Source organism: Acinetobacter sp. ABJ_C5_2, assembly GCF_044538485.1.
GTDB lineage: Bacteria > Pseudomonadota > Gammaproteobacteria > Pseudomonadales > Moraxellaceae > Acinetobacter > Acinetobacter nosocomialis_A.
Map to the genome: position 1 here is coordinate 317,716 of NZ_JBIUCS010000003.1, position 19,058 is coordinate 336,773.

Sequence of the window (19,058 nt, forward strand, 5' to 3'; positions counted from 1 at the left end):
ATTTTTTTATTGATTTAAATGCACAATTCGCAGCTGTAAACTCACATTTCCATTAAAAACATTACGGTCTATTTCATAGACCAGATGTACATGGTCACGCATAGGGTCAAAGTCGAAGCGACCTGCTGCATTAAAAGCAATCGCATCGAAACTGTATTGATCTATCGCCAGTCTAAGCTTTAAATGTGTCTCTTTGAGCCAACGGAAATCGATAACTTTAAAATGTCCCTCAAATTGAGGCAGCGGAAATTTTTGTCCCCACGGGCCTAACTGCTCAATCCAGTTCAAGGTATCTAACTGCAAAGCAGAAACAGGTAGCTCGCCATCAGTCCATAATGTCGCTTGAAAGATTGATTCATCCATCGCAGCCACACAGTTATTAAATACCGTTTTAAAGGCTTCAAAGTTTTCTTTACGTATAGTCAAGCCCGCTGCCGCCGCATGACCACCAAAATGGCTCACCAATTCAGGATGTTGTTCGGCAACTTGTTCAATGGTATCTCGAATGTGCACCCCATCAATGGAACGTGCTGAACCTTTAATATGAATGCCGTCTTCATCGGGTGCAAAAACTATCGTTGGTCGATGGAACTGCTCTTTTAAACGCCCCGCAACAATACCAATGACGCCTTGGTGCCAATTTTCTTCAAATAGAACAAGTGCCGCAGGAATATCTTGCTGTGAAAGTTGCAGAGTATCTAAGGCCGATAAAGCTTGTTGCTTCATCTCCCCTTCAATTTGGCGACGATCTATATTTAACTGATTTAATTGCTGAGCAATTGGATACGCAGTTTCCATAGAGTCTGCCAATAAACACTCGATCCCGATGCGCATGCTCTCCATACGCCCTGCTGCATTAATGCGTGGCCCAAGCACAAATCCTAAATCTTGTGCACGTATTGAAGTTGCTTCCCGACCAGCAATATCGAGTAAAGCTAAAATTCCTACTCGACACTGATGTTGCTGAATGCGTTTTACACCAGCATCGACCAATATACGGTTGTTATAGTCTAGAACAGCCACATCGGCATAGGTTCCCAAAGCGACTAAGTCTAGATATTGGGTGACTTTACTGGTACTTTTGCCTTGTCTATTGCGTAGACTTGCCAAATTGGCAAGTACATAAAAAGCAACGCCAACACCAGCAAGTGCTTTACTTGGAAACTCACAGCCTAATTGATTTGGGTTTACTACCGCTTCAGCAAGTGGGGTTTCTTTAGTCGTTAAATGGTGGTCGGTAATAATCACTTGCATGCCTAAGGCATGTGCTGCATCAACACCAGCATGGCTAGAAATTCCATTATCTACCGTAATTAATAGATCAGGTTGATAAGTTTGATGAGCAAGCTCAGCAATCGCTGGAGTAAGGCCATAACCATATTTAAAACGATCTGGAACCAAATAGTCGACTTGTGCTCCCATATCGCGAAGCACGAGCATCATTAAAGCTGTGCTGGTTGCCCCATCGGCATCATAGTCCCCCACAATCACAATTTTTTTCTGCTCATCAATGGCTTGATCCATTAATGCGACAGCAGCATCCAATCCTTTGAGCTCTGGCGCAAGCAAATTCTTAAGTTTTAGCTCTAGTTCTTGTTCAGACTGCACTCCACGTCTTGCCAAAATCTCGGCAATAAACGGAGGCACGCCCTGAAACTGTTCAGGGCGTGTCAATAAAGGTCTTTGTTTAATTTGTATTTTTGTCATTTAAGGCATCAGTCGGTGCAATGTCCATTGACCGTCGATTTTTTCATAACTCAAGCGGTCATGTAAACGATTTGGTCGTCCTTGCCAGAATTCATAATAGTCTGGTTGCAGACGATATCCGCCCCAAAACTCTGGCTTATCGAGTACTTCACGGCTTTGAACTTGTTGTTGCAAGTCTTGGAAACGCTGCTGTAACAACTCTCGACTTTCGATCTTTCCACTTTGAGGCGTACTGATATGAGCTGCAATCTGGCTATCACGTGGACGTTTATGGTAATAGTCAGTAGATTCCTGTTCAGGAATCTTCACAACATATCCACCCACACGTACCTGACGCTCTAGACTTGGCCAATAAAATAACAGTTCAGCATATGGATTTTCTGCCAAATCTGCCCCTTTTTGACTGTCATAATTGGTATAGAAATCATACCCAGCTTCTGTCGCACCACGTAGCAATACAGTTCTGACATGCGGACGACCGTTAGCACTTGCAGTTGCCAACGACATTGCATACGGTTCGTGCAAGTTAGCCGCTAAGGCATGATTAAACCAACCTAAGAATTGTTCATGCGGATTGCTAGCAACTTGTGTCTCGTACAATTCACCTTGTTCATAGCTTAAGCGTAATTCACTTAAGTCTTTAATGACATCACTCATGCCATACACCTTATGCGACTTGTGCTTGTGAACGGACTGCATTTGCTAAATGTTCAGCCAAAGTTTTTACTTCTTGCTCGTTATCACCTTCAACCATGACACGAATAACTGGCTCAGTTCCAGACTTACGAATTAAAATACGTCCTCGTCCTTTAAGCTGTTCTTCTGCTTTATTAAACTCAGTCACTAATGCCGGAATAGAATATGGATCAAGCATTTGTTCTAAACGTATATTTACAAGCACTTGCGGGAATAATTTAAAGCCCTGAACCAATTCATGGAGCGCTTTATTCTGCTCAACCATTACCGTTAACACTTGAAGTGCTGCAATAATCGCATCACCTGTTGTGCTCTTGTCTAACGTTAAAATATGACCAGATGGTTCACCACCTGTGACCCATCCATTTTCATCTAATGCTTGTAATACATAGCGGTCACCAACTTTTGCACGAACAAAGCCAACATTTGCTTTTTCAAGTGCAACTTCAAGTGCCATATTACTCATAACAGTACCAACAATACCTACTGGCTTGTTTTTCGCCTGAGTTGCTAAAATATATAAGATATGGTCACCATCAATTAAGTTACCAAACTTATCGACCATCACAACACGGTCAGCATCACCATCAAAAGCAATTCCTAAATCGGCTTCTTGTTCAACCACTGCTTTTTGTAAGCTTTCTGGATGTGTAGAACCACAGTTTTCATTAATATTTAAACCATCTGGTTCGTTGTAGAGAGCAACAACTTTGGCACCTAGCTCACGAAAAACTGAAGGCCCAACGCTATAAGCTGCACCATGTGCACAATCCACAACAATTTTTAAATTATTTAAATCGAAATGGTATGGGAATGTAGATTTACAAAATTCGATGTAACGGCCATTTGCATCATTTACACGAACACTTTTACCTAAGTTCGCAGTGTCTTCAATAAATAAATCTTTTTCTAATTCTTTATTAATTTCTTCCTGCAATGAATCTGGTAATTTTTTACCTTCACTTGAGAAGAACTTAATCCCGTTATCAAAATATGGGTTGTGTGATGCAGAAATAACAATACCTGCATGGGCATGTAAGGCACGGGTAAGATGTGCAATTGCCGGAGTCGGTAATGGACCAAGCAAATGAACATATACACCAGCCGCATTTAACCCCGCCTGTAAAGCAGACTCTAAAATATAGCCAGATAAACGAGTATCTTTTCCTAATACCACAAGCGGTTTATTTTTTGGACTCGTTCGTTTTAATACCTTCCCTGCGGCGAACCCGAGTTTTAAAGCAAACTCTGGTGTAATCGGCATTTGCCCAAATTTTCCACGAATACCATCCGTTCCAAAATAACTCATAGCTTATCTCATTTTACGCCACTTCAGCCGTGGCTCATTTCATATATGGCCATTCTGCCATATCTCTTTTCATTAGATTTACTTTACACCAAAAACAAAAAGCCGTCAGTGTACTGACGGCTTTCTTGATTGATTTGGTTACCAAAATCTAACCAACACGATAGTTCGGAGCTTCTTTAGTAATCGTTACGTCATGAACATGTGACTCAGACATACCCGCTGAAGTAATCTTCACAAATTTCGCATTTTGGCGAAGGTCTTCAATCACTGATGAACCTGTATAACCCATAGATGAACGTAAACCACCCATCATTTGATGAACAATGTTACCCATTGGGCCTTTATATGGAACACGACCTTCAATTCCTTCTGGTACTAACTTTTCAGCGCCTGCTTTTGAGTCTTGGAAGTAACGGTCAGCAGAACCTGTTGCTCCAGCCATTGCACCTAATGAGCCCATACCACGATATGCTTTGTAGTAACGGCCTTGGAAGAATTCAACTTCACCTGGTGCTTCTTCAGTACCCGCTAGAAGTGAACCTACCATGATTGTGCTTGCACCCGCACCGATCGCTTTTGCCATATCGCCAGAGAAACGGATACCGCCATCTGCAATTAAAGGAATTTGATCTTTCAGTGCATTAGCAACGCTGTCAATCGCAGATATTTGCGGCATACCAATACCTGCCACAATACGTGTCGTACAGATAGAACCAGGACCAATACCTACTTTTACAGCATCTGCACCTGCATCTAATAATGCTAATGCAGCATCACCAGTTGCGATATTACCGCCAATCACTTGTACTTGAGGGAAGTTTTGTTTTACCCAACGTACACGTTCAATAACACCAGCAGAGTGGCCGTGTGCTGTATCAACAACAATAACGTCAACACCAGCTTCAACCAACGCTTCCACACGACTTGGTGTTTCAACGCCTGTACCTACCGCAGCACCAACACGTAAACGACCAAGATCATCTTTACAACTGTTTGGATAACTCTCAGCTTTACGGAAGTCAGTTACCGTAATTAAACCTTTGAGTTCGTTGTTTTCGCCAACAACCAAAACTTTTTCAATGCGATGCTTTTGCAATAATGCTTGAATATTTTCTTTAGACTCGCCTTCACGCACAGTAACCAAACGATCTTGGCCTGTCATGATGTTACTAACAGGTTGTTCCAAGTTAGTTTCAAAACGCGTATCACGGCCTGTCACAATACCAACAACCTTGCCGTCTTTAACAACAGGTACACCGCTAATGTTATTAGCGCCCGTAATTGCAATAAGTTCACGTACTGTAGTTTCTGGGGTTACAGTGATTGGATCTTTCACCATACCCGCTTCGAATTTTTTCACACGGCGTACTTCTGCAGCTTGAGCAGCAATATCCATGTTTTTGTGCAAAATCCCGATACCACCATTTTGCGCCATTGCAATCGCCATACGTGACTCAGTCACTGTATCCATTGCAGCTGAAACTAATGGGATATTTAAATGAATGCCGCGAGTTAAACGTGTCTTTAGAGAGACATCTTTTGGGAGAACAGTAGAGTAGGCAGGAAGTAATAAGACATCATCGAAGGTTAGCGCTTCTTGAACGATGGTCAGCATAACAATCTCACTGGTAAATTCCGTGAGCTATTATAAACAAATTTCAATGCAATTTTCATATTATCTTTGCCTTTTTCAGCAATAGATATTCACCTACTCTAAATATTTCTCACTTATTATCGTGTTAGCTCATATTTAACTCACCTGATCATAGTCATGATCATTTTCTGAATCTGCTGGGCTTACTTCAATCAGAGGAATCAGCTGGTGCGCCAAGCGCGCTTTGTTACACTGTTCATCAGCAATCTGTACTTCTCTACAGGTAGAACTACGCACAGCATAGATAGAACAGCCCACCTCTTTACCAATTTCACCCATCAAAGCCTGACATCGTGGCTGAGCCTGATTAGTTCCACGCATACACGAATAAACGGGTGTCAAAGGTTCAACAAGATGTTCATCTATGAACTCGGCCTCAGCCCAGTAAAATGAAACCCGAAAATGTGCACAACATGCCCCACAGCGAAGGCACTCATCTGGAGTCGCAACTTGAGATAACATTTTTATTCAAATTCTCGTCATCAAAAATTTTTCTGTGACGCAAAATCCTAAAAAAATTTCAAATTGGACTCAAGATATTGGACTTAACTTTTTATGTTGGACAGCTGAAAATTTGTTCAGTCATTAAATCTACACCGCATGGCAAGGTCTCAATCCAGTCTAAAAACTGGTTAATCATTTCTTTGCCAATAAATGGAGTCCCATGCTGAGGCACAATCATCTCAATATCCATTTGACGAACCATGTTGACCCATAAACGGATGACTTTATTGGAGCACATATAGCGTTGGTGAAAAGCTTTCATTTTCATCACATGGGCATCAAAATCTTTGAGAGGTTGACTTGCATCTTCAACAATAGAAGCCCCCATATCACCAGAAAATAAAATTTTGGCAACTGGATCATAAAACTGAAAATTACCCACCGAATGTAGAAAATGTGCAGGAACCATGACAAGCTTTGATTCGCCCAATTGAATCACTTGACCACGATCTGGCAGCTCAATGAGACGGTCTTCCCAATTTCCTTTCATACGCTCACTCATAAATGATGAATTTAAGTGAGGTAAAAATCGCGCCCATAATTTAGAGGCAACCACTTTAGCATCGGTATAAACCAACCAACGAGGCATTGAAGTAATAATATCTGGGTCTTGATGTGAAGCGATTACATAGTCCAGATTTTTAAGACGAGTATATTTATTAAGTTCCATCGTTAATGGAACATAGGTCAAGTCACCACCTGGATCAATAACAGCTGCTCTTTCATGATCAATAATTAAAAATTGATTGGCTTGTATACCTTCCCCTTTCACCAAACTGGTAAAACTAATACATTTATGTACGCCATTATCAAATAGTATCTGCGATGTTGTTTTTTCAAACCCCATACAATTCCCCAAAAAAACTTTAAATATTAGATATTTTTATATCCCTACTAAAATAAAGGGGTTCTAAAGCACTTGCAATGAATTGATTGATATTTCTCATAATATTTTAAAATTGATTTTACTTTTCTTATTCTATAAATGAATCATCAATAAATTGAGTAATCCTCTAGCATCTCCTTAAATAAACAGTATCGTGAAGTTTAACTACTTAAACACTCAATAAAAAACGCACTCTTAATGAATGCGTTTTTATATAAAGCGAAAAGTATTTTAGAAGAAATAATGTTGTACTAACGTAGAAACACCTACAATAAAGAAAATAGCTGCACCAATTTTATGAATGAGTGAGATAGATAAACGTTCAGCCAATTTATTACCAATAAATACAGCGGGTGCATTCGCAATCATCATCCCTAATGTTGTACCCAGCATCACCCAGAAAATACTGTCATAGCGTGCAGCTAAAGCGACAGTTGCAATCTGGGTTTTATCACCAATTTCTGCCAAGAAAAATAAAATAAAGGTTGCACCAAAAACACCAAATTTTTGCCATTTATTAATACTATCAGTTTCATCATCGAGCTTATCTGGAATAAGCATCCAGAACGCCATACCAATGAAACCAATGGCGAGTACCCAAACTAAAATTTCAGGACTGAGCACGGTCGTAATCCACTGCCCAAGCACAGCAGAAATACCATGGTTAATGAGTGTTGCTAAAAGAATTGCAATGAGAATAGGAATTGGCTTACGGAAACGCGCAGACAATAAAAGTGCCAACAATTGAGTTTTATCACCCATTTCAGCGAGGGCAACAATCGAGGTAGAAATCAGAAATTCTTGCATGTCGGTTCTCTGGCTAGCATAAATGCCTATGACCTACCCCTCCTGCTAGCCAAATATCATAAAATGATTGCAGAGTGGTAAATCAAAGGTCTTGCCAACTCAGGAACGATGAGACGTTTAAGCTATGATGACCATGTTCTGTTGAACAATTATGTTGACCATCACCTATTCACATTTGCTGTGAATAGCGGCTACTCCCCAATGAAGTATGTGTTTATTATATTCAAGTCACTCTATTTTTCAAACATTCAAGCAATAAATTTTACCCACGCCCACACCAATAAACGCGCAAGACCTAATAACACTGCAAAATAAGCACTTATATGAATGAAACCAATATGGCTACTGCTCGTTCCAGCCTGATATTCAAAGGGCAAAATCAAAGTAGCGACAAACACCTCAAAACCCATCACCACATAAGTCATCCATTCCCACGGGAAGTGTAAAATACTGACCCATACTCCCATCAATAAAAATACAATCAACAGTAAGGGCAACATAATTTTCAGGAAACCCAACATTTACTATTTCTCCTTTACCTGATAACGAGAAATTTCTCCTCACGCTCAATAAGCCTTGCTTAGCCTGTAGATTAACCCAAAATTTAATTAAAGAGATATCAAAAACAAAACCCCGCCGAAGCGAGGTTTTAGTCAATTATTTCAAAGCATTAGATTAATAAAGTACGAATATCTTTAAGAAGCTTCGTAAGTTTATTTGTAAAGCGAGCTGCATCTGCACCATTAATTACACGGTGGTCATAAGACAATGACAACGGCAACATTAAGCGCGGATCAAAGTCTTTACCATTCCATACTGGCTGCATTGTTGCAGGTGAAATACCTAAAATTGCAACTTGTGGCCAGTTCACAAGAGGTGTAAATGCTGTGCCACCTATTGCACCTAAGCTTGAAATGGTGAAATTCGCACCTTGCAAGTCTTTCGGTGATAATTTCTTATCACGCGCTTTTTGACCTAACACACCCAATTCAACTGCAATTTGCTTAATTGATTTTTGGTCTGGGTTACGAAGTACTGGCACAGTTAAACCATCAGGTGTTGCTACTGCAATTCCCATATGGATTTCATTGCGCAAGAGCACTGATTTACCGTCATCAGATAGATGACCTGCGAACTCACGCTCTTCTTTCAACAAATGCGCAACCGCTTTGATAATGAATGCCATAATCGTCAGGCTGATACCTTCTTTTTTGAAGTTGCCTTTCAGTTCATTACGCCAATCTTCTAACTCAGTAATATCAGCCAAATCAAACTGGGTGACTTGCGGAATAAAGTTGTTCAACGACAATTGCGGAATTGATACCTGCTGCAAACGCGTCAGTACTTTTTCTTCCACGCCACCAAATGCAGTAAAGTCAGGAAGCTTTGGCAAACCCGAAACCGCTGGTGCAGCTGCAGCAACTGGCGCCGCCGCTTGCGGTGCAGTTAAACGACTCTTCACATAAGCAAAGATATCTTCTTTAACAACACGGCCATGCTCACCAGAAGTTTTAACTTGTGACAAGATCACACCAAGTTCACGAGCCAGCTTACGAACAGCAGGGCCTGCATATACTTTAGCATTTTCAGCTTCTTGCTCTTTCGTTAACTTATCAGCACCAGATGTTGACGCTACAGGCGCAGGCTGAGTCGCAGCAGGAGCTGCCGCTTTAGGTGCTGCTGTCTGTGGAGCCGGTGCAGCTTCTGCTTTTGCCGCTGGAGCTGCTGCAGGTGCTTGACCTTCAGCTTCAATTGTTGCAAGCAACACGCCTTGTGAAACCTGTTGGCCTGCTTGTAAGTGAATTGCTTTTACAACACCCGCAACAGTACTTGGAACTTCTACAGTAGCTTTATCAGATTCAACCACAACAAGGCTTTGGTCTACATCAACTTTATCGCCAACTTGCACTAAGATTTCAGCAACAACTGCTTTATCTACACCTAAGTCAGGAACATTGATATCAACTGGACCAGATTGAGTAGCAGCTGCTACAGTTTCTTGCTTTGCAGCAACTGGTTCAGCTGCCGCAGCTGGAGCTGCTGTAGGAGCAGGAGCTTCTACTTGCGCACTTGATGCAGACGTCGTTTTGACTTGAATAAGAACAACACCTTCTTTAACGGTATCGCCTTCTTTCACTTGAATACTTTCTACAGTACCAGCAACACTGCTTGGAACTTCTACTGTCGCCTTATCTGACTCTACAACAACAATACTTTGTTCAACATCAATTTGGTCGCCCACTTTAACGAGGATTTCACCAACCAATGCTTTTTCAACACCGATGTCAGGTACAGTCACGTCAACAGTTGCAGTTGATGTAGCGGTAGCAGGTTGAGCTGAAGCTTGAGTTTGTTGTGCAGGTGCTGGAGCAGCTGGTTTTTCAGCCGCAGGAGCCGGTGTTGGCTCTGGTGCTGCTTGTGCTGCACCTTCTGCTTCGATCTCAATCAAAGCAACACCTTCAGTCACATCATCACCTTGGTTAATCAAGATGCTTTTTACCACACCTGCTGAAGTGCTAGGCACTTCAACAGTTGCTTTATCAGACTCAAGCACAACGATACTGTCGTCAACTTCAACGCGGTCGCCAACTTTTACTAAAATTTCAGCGACGTTTGCTTTATCTACACCAATATCAGGGGTCTTAATTTGCATGCTTAGTTCCCCTCACCTGTTTGCGTTTCATTGTATTCAGCAACTGGCTGAACTTCCGGATGTGCTTGTGGAGCCCATGCAACCGGACGGTCAGTATCTAACTCAAAGTTAGAAATTGCATCTTTCACTAAACGTGCATCTACTTCACCTTCGTCAGCTAGTTTTTTCAACGTAGCAACAACGATATGTGCAGCATCAACACCAAAGAAACTACGTAAGTTCGCACGTGTATCTGAACGGCCATAACCATCTGTACCCAATGCAACAAATGGACGACCATCTGGAAGGTACGCACGAATTTGTTCGCTATAAGCACGCATATGGTCTGTAGCAGAAACGACAATACCTTCTGTACCACGTAATTGCTTAGATACCCAAGATTCTTTCACTTCTTCAGCAAGTGGGTGTAGGCGGTTGTATTCTTCACATGCCATACCATCACGAGACAACTCATTGAAGCTTGTTACACTCCAAACGTTTGAATGGATTTGGTATTCATCACGTAAGATTTTCGCAGCTTTAATCACTTCACGAAGAATGACACCTGAACCAAGTAATTGAACAGTTGCTTTTTCATCTTTTTCGAACAAGTACATACCACGTTTAATACCTTCCTCAGCGCCTTCTGGCATTGCAGGATGCTCGTAGTTCTCGTTCATTACTGTTAAGTAATAGAACACACGTTCTTGGTTCACATACATACGTTTTAAACCGTCATGTACGATTACAGCTAACTCATAACCAAAACATGGATCATAAGATACGCAGTTTGGAATCGTGTTTGCCAAGATATGTGAATGACCATCTTGGTGCTGTAAACCTTCACCGTTCAATGTTGTGCGACCAGCAGTTGCACCTAACAAGAAACCTTGAGCTTGTGCATCACCAGCTGCCCATGCAATGTCACCAATACGTTGGAAACCAAACATTGAGTAGTACATGTACATTGGAATCATTGGCAAGTTATTCGTTGAATAACTTGTCGCTAACGCAGCCCATGCACTCATCGCACCAGCTTCGTTAATCCCTTCTTGAAGCATGTGACCGTCACTTGCTTCACGATAATGCATTAACTGTTCTTGGTCTTCTGGAGTATATTTTTGACCGTGAGCAGCATAAATACCAAGCTGACGGAACATACCTTCTAAACCAAAAGTACGTGCTTCATCTGGAACGATTGGCACTACGCGATCTTTAATTGCTTTTTCTTTAAGTAAAGCTGCAATTAAACGCACCATTACCATCGTAGTAGATTGTTCTTTACCACCTGAACCGTTTAATACAGCATCAAATACAGATAATTCAGGAATCGCTAAAGTTTCACTCTCACGACGACGTGCAGGTAGGTAACCACCTAATGCTTCACGACGCGCCTTCATGTACTTCATTTCTGGAGAGTTTTCACTTGGGCGGTAGAATGGAAGCTCTTCTAACTTATCATCTGTAAATGGCAGGTTAAAACGGTCACGTACATATTTCAAAGAGTCGATCTGCATTTTCTTGATTTGGTGAGTTTTGTTCACCGCTTCAATTTCTTCAGACAAACCGTAACCTTTAACAGTTTTCGCAAGAATAACTGTTGGTTGACCTTTAGCTTTCATTGCTTCTGCATATGCAGCAAAAACCTTGTACGGGTCATGACCACCACGGTTGAGATTATCGATGTCTTCATCGCTTAAATCTTTTACAAGTTCCGCAGCTTCTGGGTACTTGCCAAAGAATTTCTCACGTGTATATGCACCACCTTTTACTTGATAGCGTTGGTACTCACCATCAACAGTTTCTTCCATTACCGCTTTTAAAGCGCCTGTGCTGTCTTTTGCAAGTAGTGGATCCCAATGACGGCCCCATACCACTTTAATGACACGCCAGCCCGCACCACGGAATAAAGATTCTAATTCTTGAATAATTTTACCGTTACCACGTACAGGACCATCTAGACGCTGTAAGTTACAGTTAACTACCCAAATGAGGTTATCTAGCTTTTCACGACCAGCAAGTGAAATTGCACCAGTACTTTCTGGCTCATCCATTTCACCATCGCCAAGATAAGCCCAGACTTTACGATCTTCTTCTTTGATCAAGCCACGGTTCATCAAATATTTTTGAATGTGTGCTTGATAAATCGACATGATTGGACCAAGACCCATTGATACAGTTGGGAATTGCCAATAGTCTGGCATTAAATATGGATGTGGATAGCTTGGTAAACCGTTACCGCCAACTTCACGGCGGAAATTACTTAACTGTTCTTCAGTTAAACGTCCTTCGAGGAATGAACGTGCATAAATACCAGGAGCACAGTGTCCTTGGTAATAAATCATATCTCCGCCAAAGTTATCGCTGTTTGCGCGGAAGAAATGGTTAAAACCTACGTCATATAATGTTGCACTTGATGCGAAACTCGCTAAGTGACCACCTAAATCATCACCTGTTTTATTCGCGCGAAGTACCATTGCTAAGGCATTCCAACGAATCAATGCACGAATACGGCGTTCCATATCTTGGTCGCCTGGCATTGCAGGTTGTTCTTCAACAGAAATTGTATTTAAGTAAGGTGTATTGAGACGTTGAATTGGAACATGCTTAGCAATTGCTTGTTGGTAAAGTTTTTCCAACAAGAATGCCGCTCGCTCAGTTCCCATATGTTGTAAAACTGAATCGAATGCATCTTGCCATTCTTGGGTTTCTTGTGCGTCGGAGTCACCGTAAAACGCCATAATTCACCTGTTCCTTGTTCTCTAATCTACTTTGTATTTTTACCACGTTTTGCCCCTCTCAAGTTATTGCCACGGGTGAATGTGAGGGGGCCCTATTATTTTCTGAATGAATAGTCATTGACCGAGCATGAGTCAAAATAACAAAAAAACGCCAATATTGGCGTTTTTTTATACGATCATTGCGTTAAGAAAGGTTTATGTTCATTTTCAGATTCACAAATTCAATAACCTTGATCTTTTAAGAAATGTAATTAAGGCAACATTGCTAAGTAAGTTGATGGATTCTTACGTTGACCATCTTTAACTACTTCATAGTGTAAATGTGGTCCAGTACAACGACCTGTACAACCCACATTAGCAATATGGTCACCAGCAGAAACCTGATCACCCACACGAACCATTAAACGTGAAGCGTGTGCATAGCGTGTTAAATAACCATTACCATGGTTAATTTCAACATATTGACCATAACCTGTACCCCAACCTGATTTAGTTACAATACCAGGACCTGTTGCATAGATTGGTGTACCACTTGGCGCAGACATATCTAAACCACCGTGGTGCTCTGCACGACCACCCATGGTACGGCCACCAAAGTTAGAAGAAACACGTACGCTATCAGGAAGAGGATGAGAAACTAACCAAGAATAAGGATTTGAAGAAGAGGCATTGAAAGAGCTTTTAGCGGTCGTATGACCATATTTTTTTGCCAGTGAGTCATTGTTGAGCTCAACTGTTTTTGGGCGTAAAGTGACTGAAACTTTAGCACTTGCCGGAAGATCTAAATCATCAGGATGCGTATATGAACCTTGAGATAATGTTTTTGATAACTGTTCCAATCGATCTGAGTCAGTAGATTGGTTAATATTTTGATAATCTGCAAAAGCAACCGATGCTGCCGAAGCGGCAAGTGAAAACGCTAATAAAATACGACGCGTGTGCATAAAAACCTCTTGAAACTGTTCTTACTCAAGTTCCTTATGATCTCTTCCTTGATATCGGTTGAAATGAACGCTTAAGATTAGGACAAGAAACCATTCGAGAACGATCAATGTCTAAACCCGATAACGTTTTTCAACAATCCGGAAAACACATAAAAACAGGAAACCTTACGTTTCTAACAACGCAAGTCGCGCAATGGCAAAGACTTACGAAAATAATCCAACCCTTATTGCCCCAACCGGAACAATGGCAGGTCGTGTGTTATCAAAATGGCACTTTAATTATTACTGGTGAAAATCAGGCAATGATTAGTCAACTCAGCTATTTACAGAGCCAATATATATCTAAATTATCTCAACTTGAAGGATTAAAAGACCTACAAAGAATTCAAGTTCGCCTAAGAAATAAAACTATTTCTACAGCGCCCCCATCTGAGCCTTCTAAATCCATCCCCCCGGAAACACAAGAAATGTTACGTAGTGCTGCCGACTTCGTGAGCGACCCTAAGCTTAGCCAAGCTTTACTACGTTTGGCAAGCAATAAAAAATGATGAGCTTTCTATTCCTTAATTAGAATCGTTCTTATTATGTGACTAAAATCACAATTTTCATTGTTACATTATAACGTAGCCAAATAAAGACAATGACTTATGTCACACTCACGTATGGAATTGGACAGTCTTTCTCGTCATTAAATGTTACAATTTCATAATTACTCGGATCACTTTGAACATTGCGTAATAGCTGATTATTTAAAGCATGTCCTGACTTATAACCATCAAACTTGGCAATAATTTGATGACCAAGCAAATACAAATCACCTACTGCATCTAAAATTTTATGTCGGACAAATTCATCAGCAAATCGTAAACCTTCTTCGTTCACAACCCCTGTATCATCTACACCAATTGCATTATCTAGGCTTGCACCTAAAGCCAAATTATTTGCTTTGAGGTAATCTAAGTCTTTCATAAAGCCAAAAGTTCGTGCTTCACTGACCTCATACACAAACGTTTCGGTCGAAAAATCGATAGTCGCAGACTGATATTCTTTTGCAAAGGCAGGATGATCAAAATCAATGGTAAAGTTAAGTTGAAAACCATTATGCGGTCTAAAAATTGCTTTTTTATCATCAATTAAAGCTTCAACTGGCTTTAATATTCTTATAAATTTTTTCGGAGCATCTTGTTCACGCAAGCCGCCTTGCATCAACAAATAAATAAATGGTCCAGCACTACCGTCCATAATTGGAACTTCAGATGCTGATACTTCTACGATTAAATTATCGATTCCTAAACCCGCAATCGCACTCATTACATGCTCAATTGTACCGACCTTAATATCACCAGTGACAAGGTTTGAGCACATAAATGCTTCTTGAATGAGCAATGCATTAGCAGGAATATCGACTGGTGGATCCAAATCGATACGGCGAAATACAATACCTCCATCCACGGTATGTGGAATGAAATTGATCATCACTTTTTGACCGCTATGAAGACCTATTCCACTCGCTTTTACCACACGATTGAGAGTACGTTGTTTCACCATGCTTTGTAACTTCTTTTTTAAAACCGCTATACGTTAGCATATTTAGTCATTGATCAAAAATAAAAAAAGGCAGTGTTTATACACTGCCTTTTAATAGATTGAACGCTGAATTACTTACGTTGCTGATTTTTCAAGTAATCTTGAATACTCATTGGCGAAGAACGCGGTGATGAACTTGGTGCATTATTCACATCATTTTCTGCATTTTGACGTTTATTAATTGCAGGAACATCATCTTCATCTACAGATTGTGCAGATTGAGTTGCTGTATGGCTTACTGTATTGCGCTTTCTTGGCTCTGCATCAGCGGCATTACGTGTTAAACCAGTAGCTATAACAGTTACACGTAATTCATCGCGCGCATCTGGATCAAATACCGTACCGTAGAAGATTTCACCTTCATCAAGGTCAACAATTTGGTTAACCACATCAGTAATGATTTCAGTTTCGCGCAAAGTGATGTCATCACCACCTGTAATGTTAATTAACACGCCTTTCGCATTAATAATATTCACATTATCAAGTAGTGGACTACGAATTGCCTGTTCAGCAGCTTGACGCGCACGGTCTTCACCACGGCCTAAACCAGCACCCATCATTGCATAACCGCGAGTACTCATTGCAGTTTTCAAATCGGCGAAGTCAAGGTTAATATGACCACGGTTAACAACAAGGTCAAAGATACTACGTACAGCGTTTAGCAATACATCATCTGCTTTTTTGTAGGCATCTTTCATTGAAATATCACCATACACGCTCAATAAACGTTGGTTAGGAATAATAATCAATGAATCAACATGTGCTTCAAGCGCTTCAATACCACGTTCAGCAGATTTTTGACGACGACGACCTTCAAAGTTAAATGGAGTTGTTACAACACCAACAGTCAAAATCCCCATTTCTTTAGCAACTTCGGCAACAACCGGAGCAGCACCAGTACCTGTACCACCACCCATACCAGCGGTTACAAATACCATGTCAGTTCCTTCAAGGTGCTGACGAATAATTTCACGGCTTTCTTCTGCGGCAACCTGACCTACTTCAGGGTTAGCACCAGCACCTAGACCACGTGTACTTTGCTCACCTAACTGAATTTTGAAAGGGGCATTCATACAGTCAAGTGCTTGTTTATCTGTATTGGCACAAACGAATTTAACACCCTGAATATCAGACTGTACCATGTGCTGAACGGCATTACCGCCACCGCCACCTACACCAAATACAGTGAAACGGGCTTGACCGTTGCCATCGTTTAGTTCATCTTCTATAAATTCAAATGAGGCCATGACCTTTAGGGTTCCTAATACATTATGGCAGTCACTTCAGCCCGTATACTGCCTTGATTTTCAAAAATAACTAATTTTAAGAATGCTGTGCAATACAAACCTTGTCAAGTACAGTGGTTTTCTCTTACAACTTCCTAACAATTCTACCAATAAATCCATACATCCTAAAAAATGGCTTTAAGTTTGCTATTAAACGCATTCCAGCCATTCACCATTCGTTCCCATACCGAACGGTCATTCCCCTCTTCAGGTTCCTCAACAGCTTCTTGTAATTCGCTTTGGCTAAACATAAGCAAACCAGCTGCTGTCGCATACATTGATCGGCGTAATGCAGCTTGATGCTGATCATCAGCATACACCTGTAACGGTGGATTACCTAAATGAGCAGACACACCTAACATACGACGCGCTAAACTCACCATACCTTCAATCTGGCAAGCATCACCTGTCAATACAACGCCATGATATAGGCCATGGATTGCACCGCTTTGTTCGAGTTCTTCGCGAATCTGGCTGAAAATCTCTTCATAACGCGCAATAATAATTTCTGATAACTCAATACGACTAATCGTTTGAGGTCCATCAATACCCTGTACCTGAATCATATGGTCAGGCTTAACAGCACTTAGATCAACACAGCCATGCAGAATTTTAATGCGTTCAGCTTCTTCAGTGGTTGTTTGCAACACAGCAGCAATGTCACGTGTCACATGTTCACCACCACGCTGTAATGTACGTGCTAAAGCCAAACGACCATCTAAATAAACTGCCAGGTTGGTAATACCTGCACCAATATCAACTAGACAAACGCCATATTCTTTTTCATCTTTCAGCAAACTTGCTTCAGCCGTAGCTAAGCAAGAGACCACCATTTTCTCTACACCAATGTTCGCACCTTTCATGGCACGATCAAGGTTTTGCATAGTGGCAATCGGCATCATCATGAGTTGATAGTGGCCAGTCATGCTATGAGCGGTCATATTGATTGGGTTTTGAACCCATTCAGCAGAGTCGCCTAACTCAAACCCTAACGGGACAGCACTTGCTAAATAGTAGTCAGAAGTCACATGGCTTGCTTTTGCTAATTCTAATGCACGTACAACTTCATTGGTTGTAATCACATGTGCTGGATTAGCAACAGGTGTGCGTCCAGAAGCATAGAAACTTTGCAGCTCGGTACTCGGAATTGATACCCACGCACTATGAATGCGACATTCGGCCATATTTTCCGCTTCAGCAACGGCATTTTTAATCGCAGCAATGACTTTATCGAGACTTACAATTTTTCCTTTGTTCATGCCTCGATTGCGAGCAGTTGCCATACCGATAACCTGAATGTTATCCGGCGCATGAATTTTTCCAATCAAAACTGAAACTTTATGCGTCCCAATGTCAATCGCAACAACTGAGGGAACAGCTTCACTCATCACTCATACCATTTCTTTGTTGTCTAATACCAGGCAAATTGCCTATTTTAAAGCCACGTATTATGGCTTTGCTTTTGCATCACCTGCAATGCTTGTGTCATCACTCGTTACAACAAACTGACCATTCACAATTTTAGGTGGGGTTGCATTCTTCCATTGAATAGATAATCCATTACGATATCGCAAATCAATGGCTGAGATTTTCATCCACACAGGTTTTAGGTCAGATTGTGCCAAGTGACTTAAACGTTGCAATTTATTCATTGTTTGGTCTTGGTCAACAATAATTCGTAAACCAGAGTCAAACTGCATAAACCAAGTCATTCGCTCTGTTAGATATAACTCTTTTAAACGCAAATTAACAGGATGGAATAACTGATTAATTTCATTATAGCGTCGCATCATCATTTTAGACTGGCTTACCGGACCATGTAACAGCGGAAGCTCAGGATGAAGTCTCGGTTCTGCCTCACTAAATACGTCACCACCATCGCTTAATAAGCGACCTGTTCCCCAACGGGCGATCGCATGTCGAGGCATCACACGAACACGAATACCATTTGGCCAGGCACGAGATACGACAACTCGGTCTACCCATGAAATTTCTAATGCTTTATCACGAATCTGCTCTAAGTCAGACGTGAAATAATTATCTTTTACAATCGGTTGCACATATCGCATCACTTGCTGATTCTCAACCAGAGTTGTTGAACCTACCACTTCAAGTTTTGCGACAGTTGCATCAGTAATAACTTTATATAGACCGTAAATTCCGGCTGCCAAGACTAAAAAGGCAATAACCAGCAACACCCATCCGCCAGCATTGGCAAGCTTTTGCTTGCGCGTAGGCGGTTTTTCATGAATGGAGGTAATCGCCGCACGTTTACGGCGCATGGAAGCCGGAAGTTGTGCCATAT

The 19,058-nt window shown here is 41.2% G+C and carries 16 protein-coding genes and 1 riboswitch; of the genes, 1 reads left to right on the forward strand and 15 read right to left on the reverse strand.

Features of this window, described 5'->3' with window-relative positions; translation table 11 throughout:
* Positions 1-6: 6 nt before the first annotated feature.
* The 11 genes from recJ to ACH8JV_RS06695 all read right to left on the reverse strand — a co-directional run bounded on the left by recJ (position 7) and on the right by ACH8JV_RS06695 (position 13,880).
* Positions 7-1,707, reverse strand: a complete 1,701-nt coding sequence (recJ, locus tag ACH8JV_RS06645) for a single-stranded-DNA-specific exonuclease RecJ (RefSeq protein WP_396520305.1) — start codon at positions 1,705-1,707, stop codon at positions 7-9.
* Positions 1,708-2,364 (reverse strand): pyridoxamine 5'-phosphate oxidase, encoded by a 657-nt coding sequence (pdxH, locus tag ACH8JV_RS06650; protein ID WP_046879663.1) that lies wholly within the window; start codon positions 2,362-2,364, stop codon positions 1,708-1,710.
* Positions 2,365-2,374: 10 nt separating this feature from the next.
* On the reverse strand, positions 2,375-3,712 hold the full coding sequence (gene glmM / locus ACH8JV_RS06655) for a phosphoglucosamine mutase (protein WP_311087253.1): 1,338 nt from the start codon (positions 3,710-3,712) through the stop codon (positions 2,375-2,377).
* 148 nt (positions 3,713-3,860) lie between these two features.
* Positions 3,861-5,327, reverse strand: coding sequence for an IMP dehydrogenase (gene guaB, locus ACH8JV_RS06660; RefSeq protein WP_311069946.1), 1,467 nt, complete (start codon positions 5,325-5,327; stop codon positions 3,861-3,863).
* Between the two features lie 135 nt (positions 5,328-5,462).
* Positions 5,463-5,828 carry a YkgJ family cysteine cluster protein gene (locus ACH8JV_RS06665; RefSeq protein ID WP_396520307.1) on the reverse strand — a complete coding sequence of 122 codons (366 nt, stop codon included), beginning with the start codon at positions 5,826-5,828 and terminating at the stop codon, positions 5,463-5,465.
* A gap of 91 nt (positions 5,829-5,919) precedes the next feature.
* A complete protein-coding gene (locus tag ACH8JV_RS06670) occupies positions 5,920-6,717 on the reverse strand; it encodes an MBL fold metallo-hydrolase (protein WP_004711495.1) in 798 nt (265 codons plus the stop codon).
* A 270-nt stretch (positions 6,718-6,987) separates the two neighbouring features.
* A complete protein-coding gene (locus ACH8JV_RS06675) occupies positions 6,988-7,563 on the reverse strand; it encodes a TMEM165/GDT1 family protein (protein ID WP_396520309.1) in 576 nt (191 codons plus the stop codon).
* A gap of 15 nt (positions 7,564-7,578) precedes the next feature.
* A riboswitch (yybP-ykoY riboswitch) is annotated at positions 7,579-7,775 on the reverse strand.
* A 36-nt stretch (positions 7,776-7,811) separates the two neighbouring features.
* Positions 7,812-8,084 (reverse strand): hypothetical protein, encoded by a 273-nt coding sequence (locus ACH8JV_RS06680; protein ID WP_311069948.1) that lies wholly within the window; start codon positions 8,082-8,084, stop codon positions 7,812-7,814.
* A 149-nt stretch (positions 8,085-8,233) separates the two neighbouring features.
* Positions 8,234-10,216 (reverse strand): 2-oxo acid dehydrogenase subunit E2, encoded by a 1,983-nt coding sequence (locus ACH8JV_RS06685; RefSeq protein ID WP_311069949.1) that lies wholly within the window; start codon positions 10,214-10,216, stop codon positions 8,234-8,236.
* 2 nt (positions 10,217-10,218) lie between these two features.
* Positions 10,219-12,936 carry a pyruvate dehydrogenase (acetyl-transferring), homodimeric type gene (aceE, locus tag ACH8JV_RS06690; protein WP_263614819.1) on the reverse strand — a complete coding sequence of 906 codons (2,718 nt, stop codon included), beginning with the start codon at positions 12,934-12,936 and terminating at the stop codon, positions 10,219-10,221.
* Positions 12,937-13,187: 251 nt separating this feature from the next.
* The gene (locus ACH8JV_RS06695) at positions 13,188-13,880 is read right to left on the reverse strand and encodes a M23 family metallopeptidase (protein ID WP_263614820.1); all 693 of its coding nucleotides are present in this window, start codon (positions 13,878-13,880) and stop codon (positions 13,188-13,190) included.
* 107 nt (positions 13,881-13,987) lie between these two features.
* Between ACH8JV_RS06695 and ACH8JV_RS06700 the strand changes: the two genes are divergently transcribed.
* The gene (locus ACH8JV_RS06700) at positions 13,988-14,428 is read left to right on the forward strand and encodes a DUF721 domain-containing protein (RefSeq protein WP_263614821.1); all 441 of its coding nucleotides are present in this window, start codon (positions 13,988-13,990) and stop codon (positions 14,426-14,428) included.
* A 97-nt stretch (positions 14,429-14,525) separates the two neighbouring features.
* On the opposite strand, the gene lpxC is transcribed toward ACH8JV_RS06700, so the two are convergent.
* From lpxC to ACH8JV_RS06720, 4 genes are all read right to left on the reverse strand, one after another.
* A complete protein-coding gene (gene lpxC / locus ACH8JV_RS06705; RefSeq protein ID WP_031982274.1) occupies positions 14,526-15,428 on the reverse strand; it encodes a UDP-3-O-acyl-N-acetylglucosamine deacetylase in 903 nt (300 codons plus the stop codon).
* 110 nt (positions 15,429-15,538) lie between these two features.
* On the reverse strand, positions 15,539-16,714 hold the full coding sequence (gene ftsZ / locus ACH8JV_RS06710) for a cell division protein FtsZ (RefSeq protein WP_002053783.1): 1,176 nt from the start codon (positions 16,712-16,714) through the stop codon (positions 15,539-15,541).
* Positions 16,715-16,878: 164 nt separating this feature from the next.
* Complete coding sequence (gene ftsA, locus ACH8JV_RS06715; protein WP_002053865.1) at positions 16,879-18,141, reverse strand: cell division protein FtsA; 1,263 nt, start codon at positions 18,139-18,141, stop codon at positions 16,879-16,881.
* Positions 18,142-18,201: 60 nt separating this feature from the next.
* Positions 18,202-19,056 carry a cell division protein FtsQ/DivIB gene (locus tag ACH8JV_RS06720; protein ID WP_396520311.1) on the reverse strand — a complete coding sequence of 285 codons (855 nt, stop codon included), beginning with the start codon at positions 19,054-19,056 and terminating at the stop codon, positions 18,202-18,204.
* Positions 19,057-19,058: the final 2 nt, after the last annotated feature.

What these genes read in the sequence shown, in the direction of transcription:
- recJ (WP_396520305.1), bottom strand. Translation starts at nt 1,707, where the DNA reads ATGACAAAAATACAAATTAAACAAAGACCTTTATTGACACGCCCTGAA.
- pdxH (WP_046879663.1), bottom strand. Translation starts at nt 2,364, where the DNA reads ATGAGTGATGTCATTAAAGACTTAAGTGAATTACGCTTAAGCTATGAA.
- glmM (WP_311087253.1), bottom strand. Translation starts at nt 3,712, where the DNA reads ATGAGTTATTTTGGAACGGATGGTATTCGTGGAAAATTTGGGCAAATG.
- guaB (WP_311069946.1), bottom strand. Translation starts at nt 5,327, where the DNA reads ATGCTGACCATCGTTCAAGAAGCGCTAACCTTCGATGATGTCTTATTA.
- ACH8JV_RS06665 (WP_396520307.1), bottom strand. Translation starts at nt 5,828, where the DNA reads ATGTTATCTCAAGTTGCGACTCCAGATGAGTGCCTTCGCTGTGGGGCA.
- ACH8JV_RS06670 (WP_004711495.1), bottom strand. Translation starts at nt 6,717, where the DNA reads ATGGGGTTTGAAAAAACAACATCGCAGATACTATTTGATAATGGCGTA.
- ACH8JV_RS06675 (WP_396520309.1), bottom strand. Translation starts at nt 7,563, where the DNA reads ATGCAAGAATTTCTGATTTCTACCTCGATTGTTGCCCTCGCTGAAATG.
- ACH8JV_RS06680 (WP_311069948.1), bottom strand. Translation starts at nt 8,084, where the DNA reads ATGTTGGGTTTCCTGAAAATTATGTTGCCCTTACTGTTGATTGTATTT.
- ACH8JV_RS06685 (WP_311069949.1), bottom strand. Translation starts at nt 10,216, where the DNA reads ATGCAAATTAAGACCCCTGATATTGGTGTAGATAAAGCAAACGTCGCT.
- aceE (WP_263614819.1), bottom strand. Translation starts at nt 12,936, where the DNA reads ATGGCGTTTTACGGTGACTCCGACGCACAAGAAACCCAAGAATGGCAA.
- ACH8JV_RS06695 (WP_263614820.1), bottom strand. Translation starts at nt 13,880, where the DNA reads ATGCACACGCGTCGTATTTTATTAGCGTTTTCACTTGCCGCTTCGGCA.
- ACH8JV_RS06700 (WP_263614821.1), top strand. Translation starts at nt 13,988, where the DNA reads ATGTCTAAACCCGATAACGTTTTTCAACAATCCGGAAAACACATAAAA.
- lpxC (WP_031982274.1), bottom strand. Translation starts at nt 15,428, where the DNA reads ATGGTGAAACAACGTACTCTCAATCGTGTGGTAAAAGCGAGTGGAATA.
- ftsZ (WP_002053783.1), bottom strand. Translation starts at nt 16,714, where the DNA reads ATGGCCTCATTTGAATTTATAGAAGATGAACTAAACGATGGCAACGGT.
- ftsA (WP_002053865.1), bottom strand. Translation starts at nt 18,141, where the DNA reads ATGAGTGAAGCTGTTCCCTCAGTTGTTGCGATTGACATTGGGACGCAT.
- ACH8JV_RS06720 (WP_396520311.1), bottom strand. Translation starts at nt 19,056, where the DNA reads ATGGCACAACTTCCGGCTTCCATGCGCCGTAAACGTGCGGCGATTACC.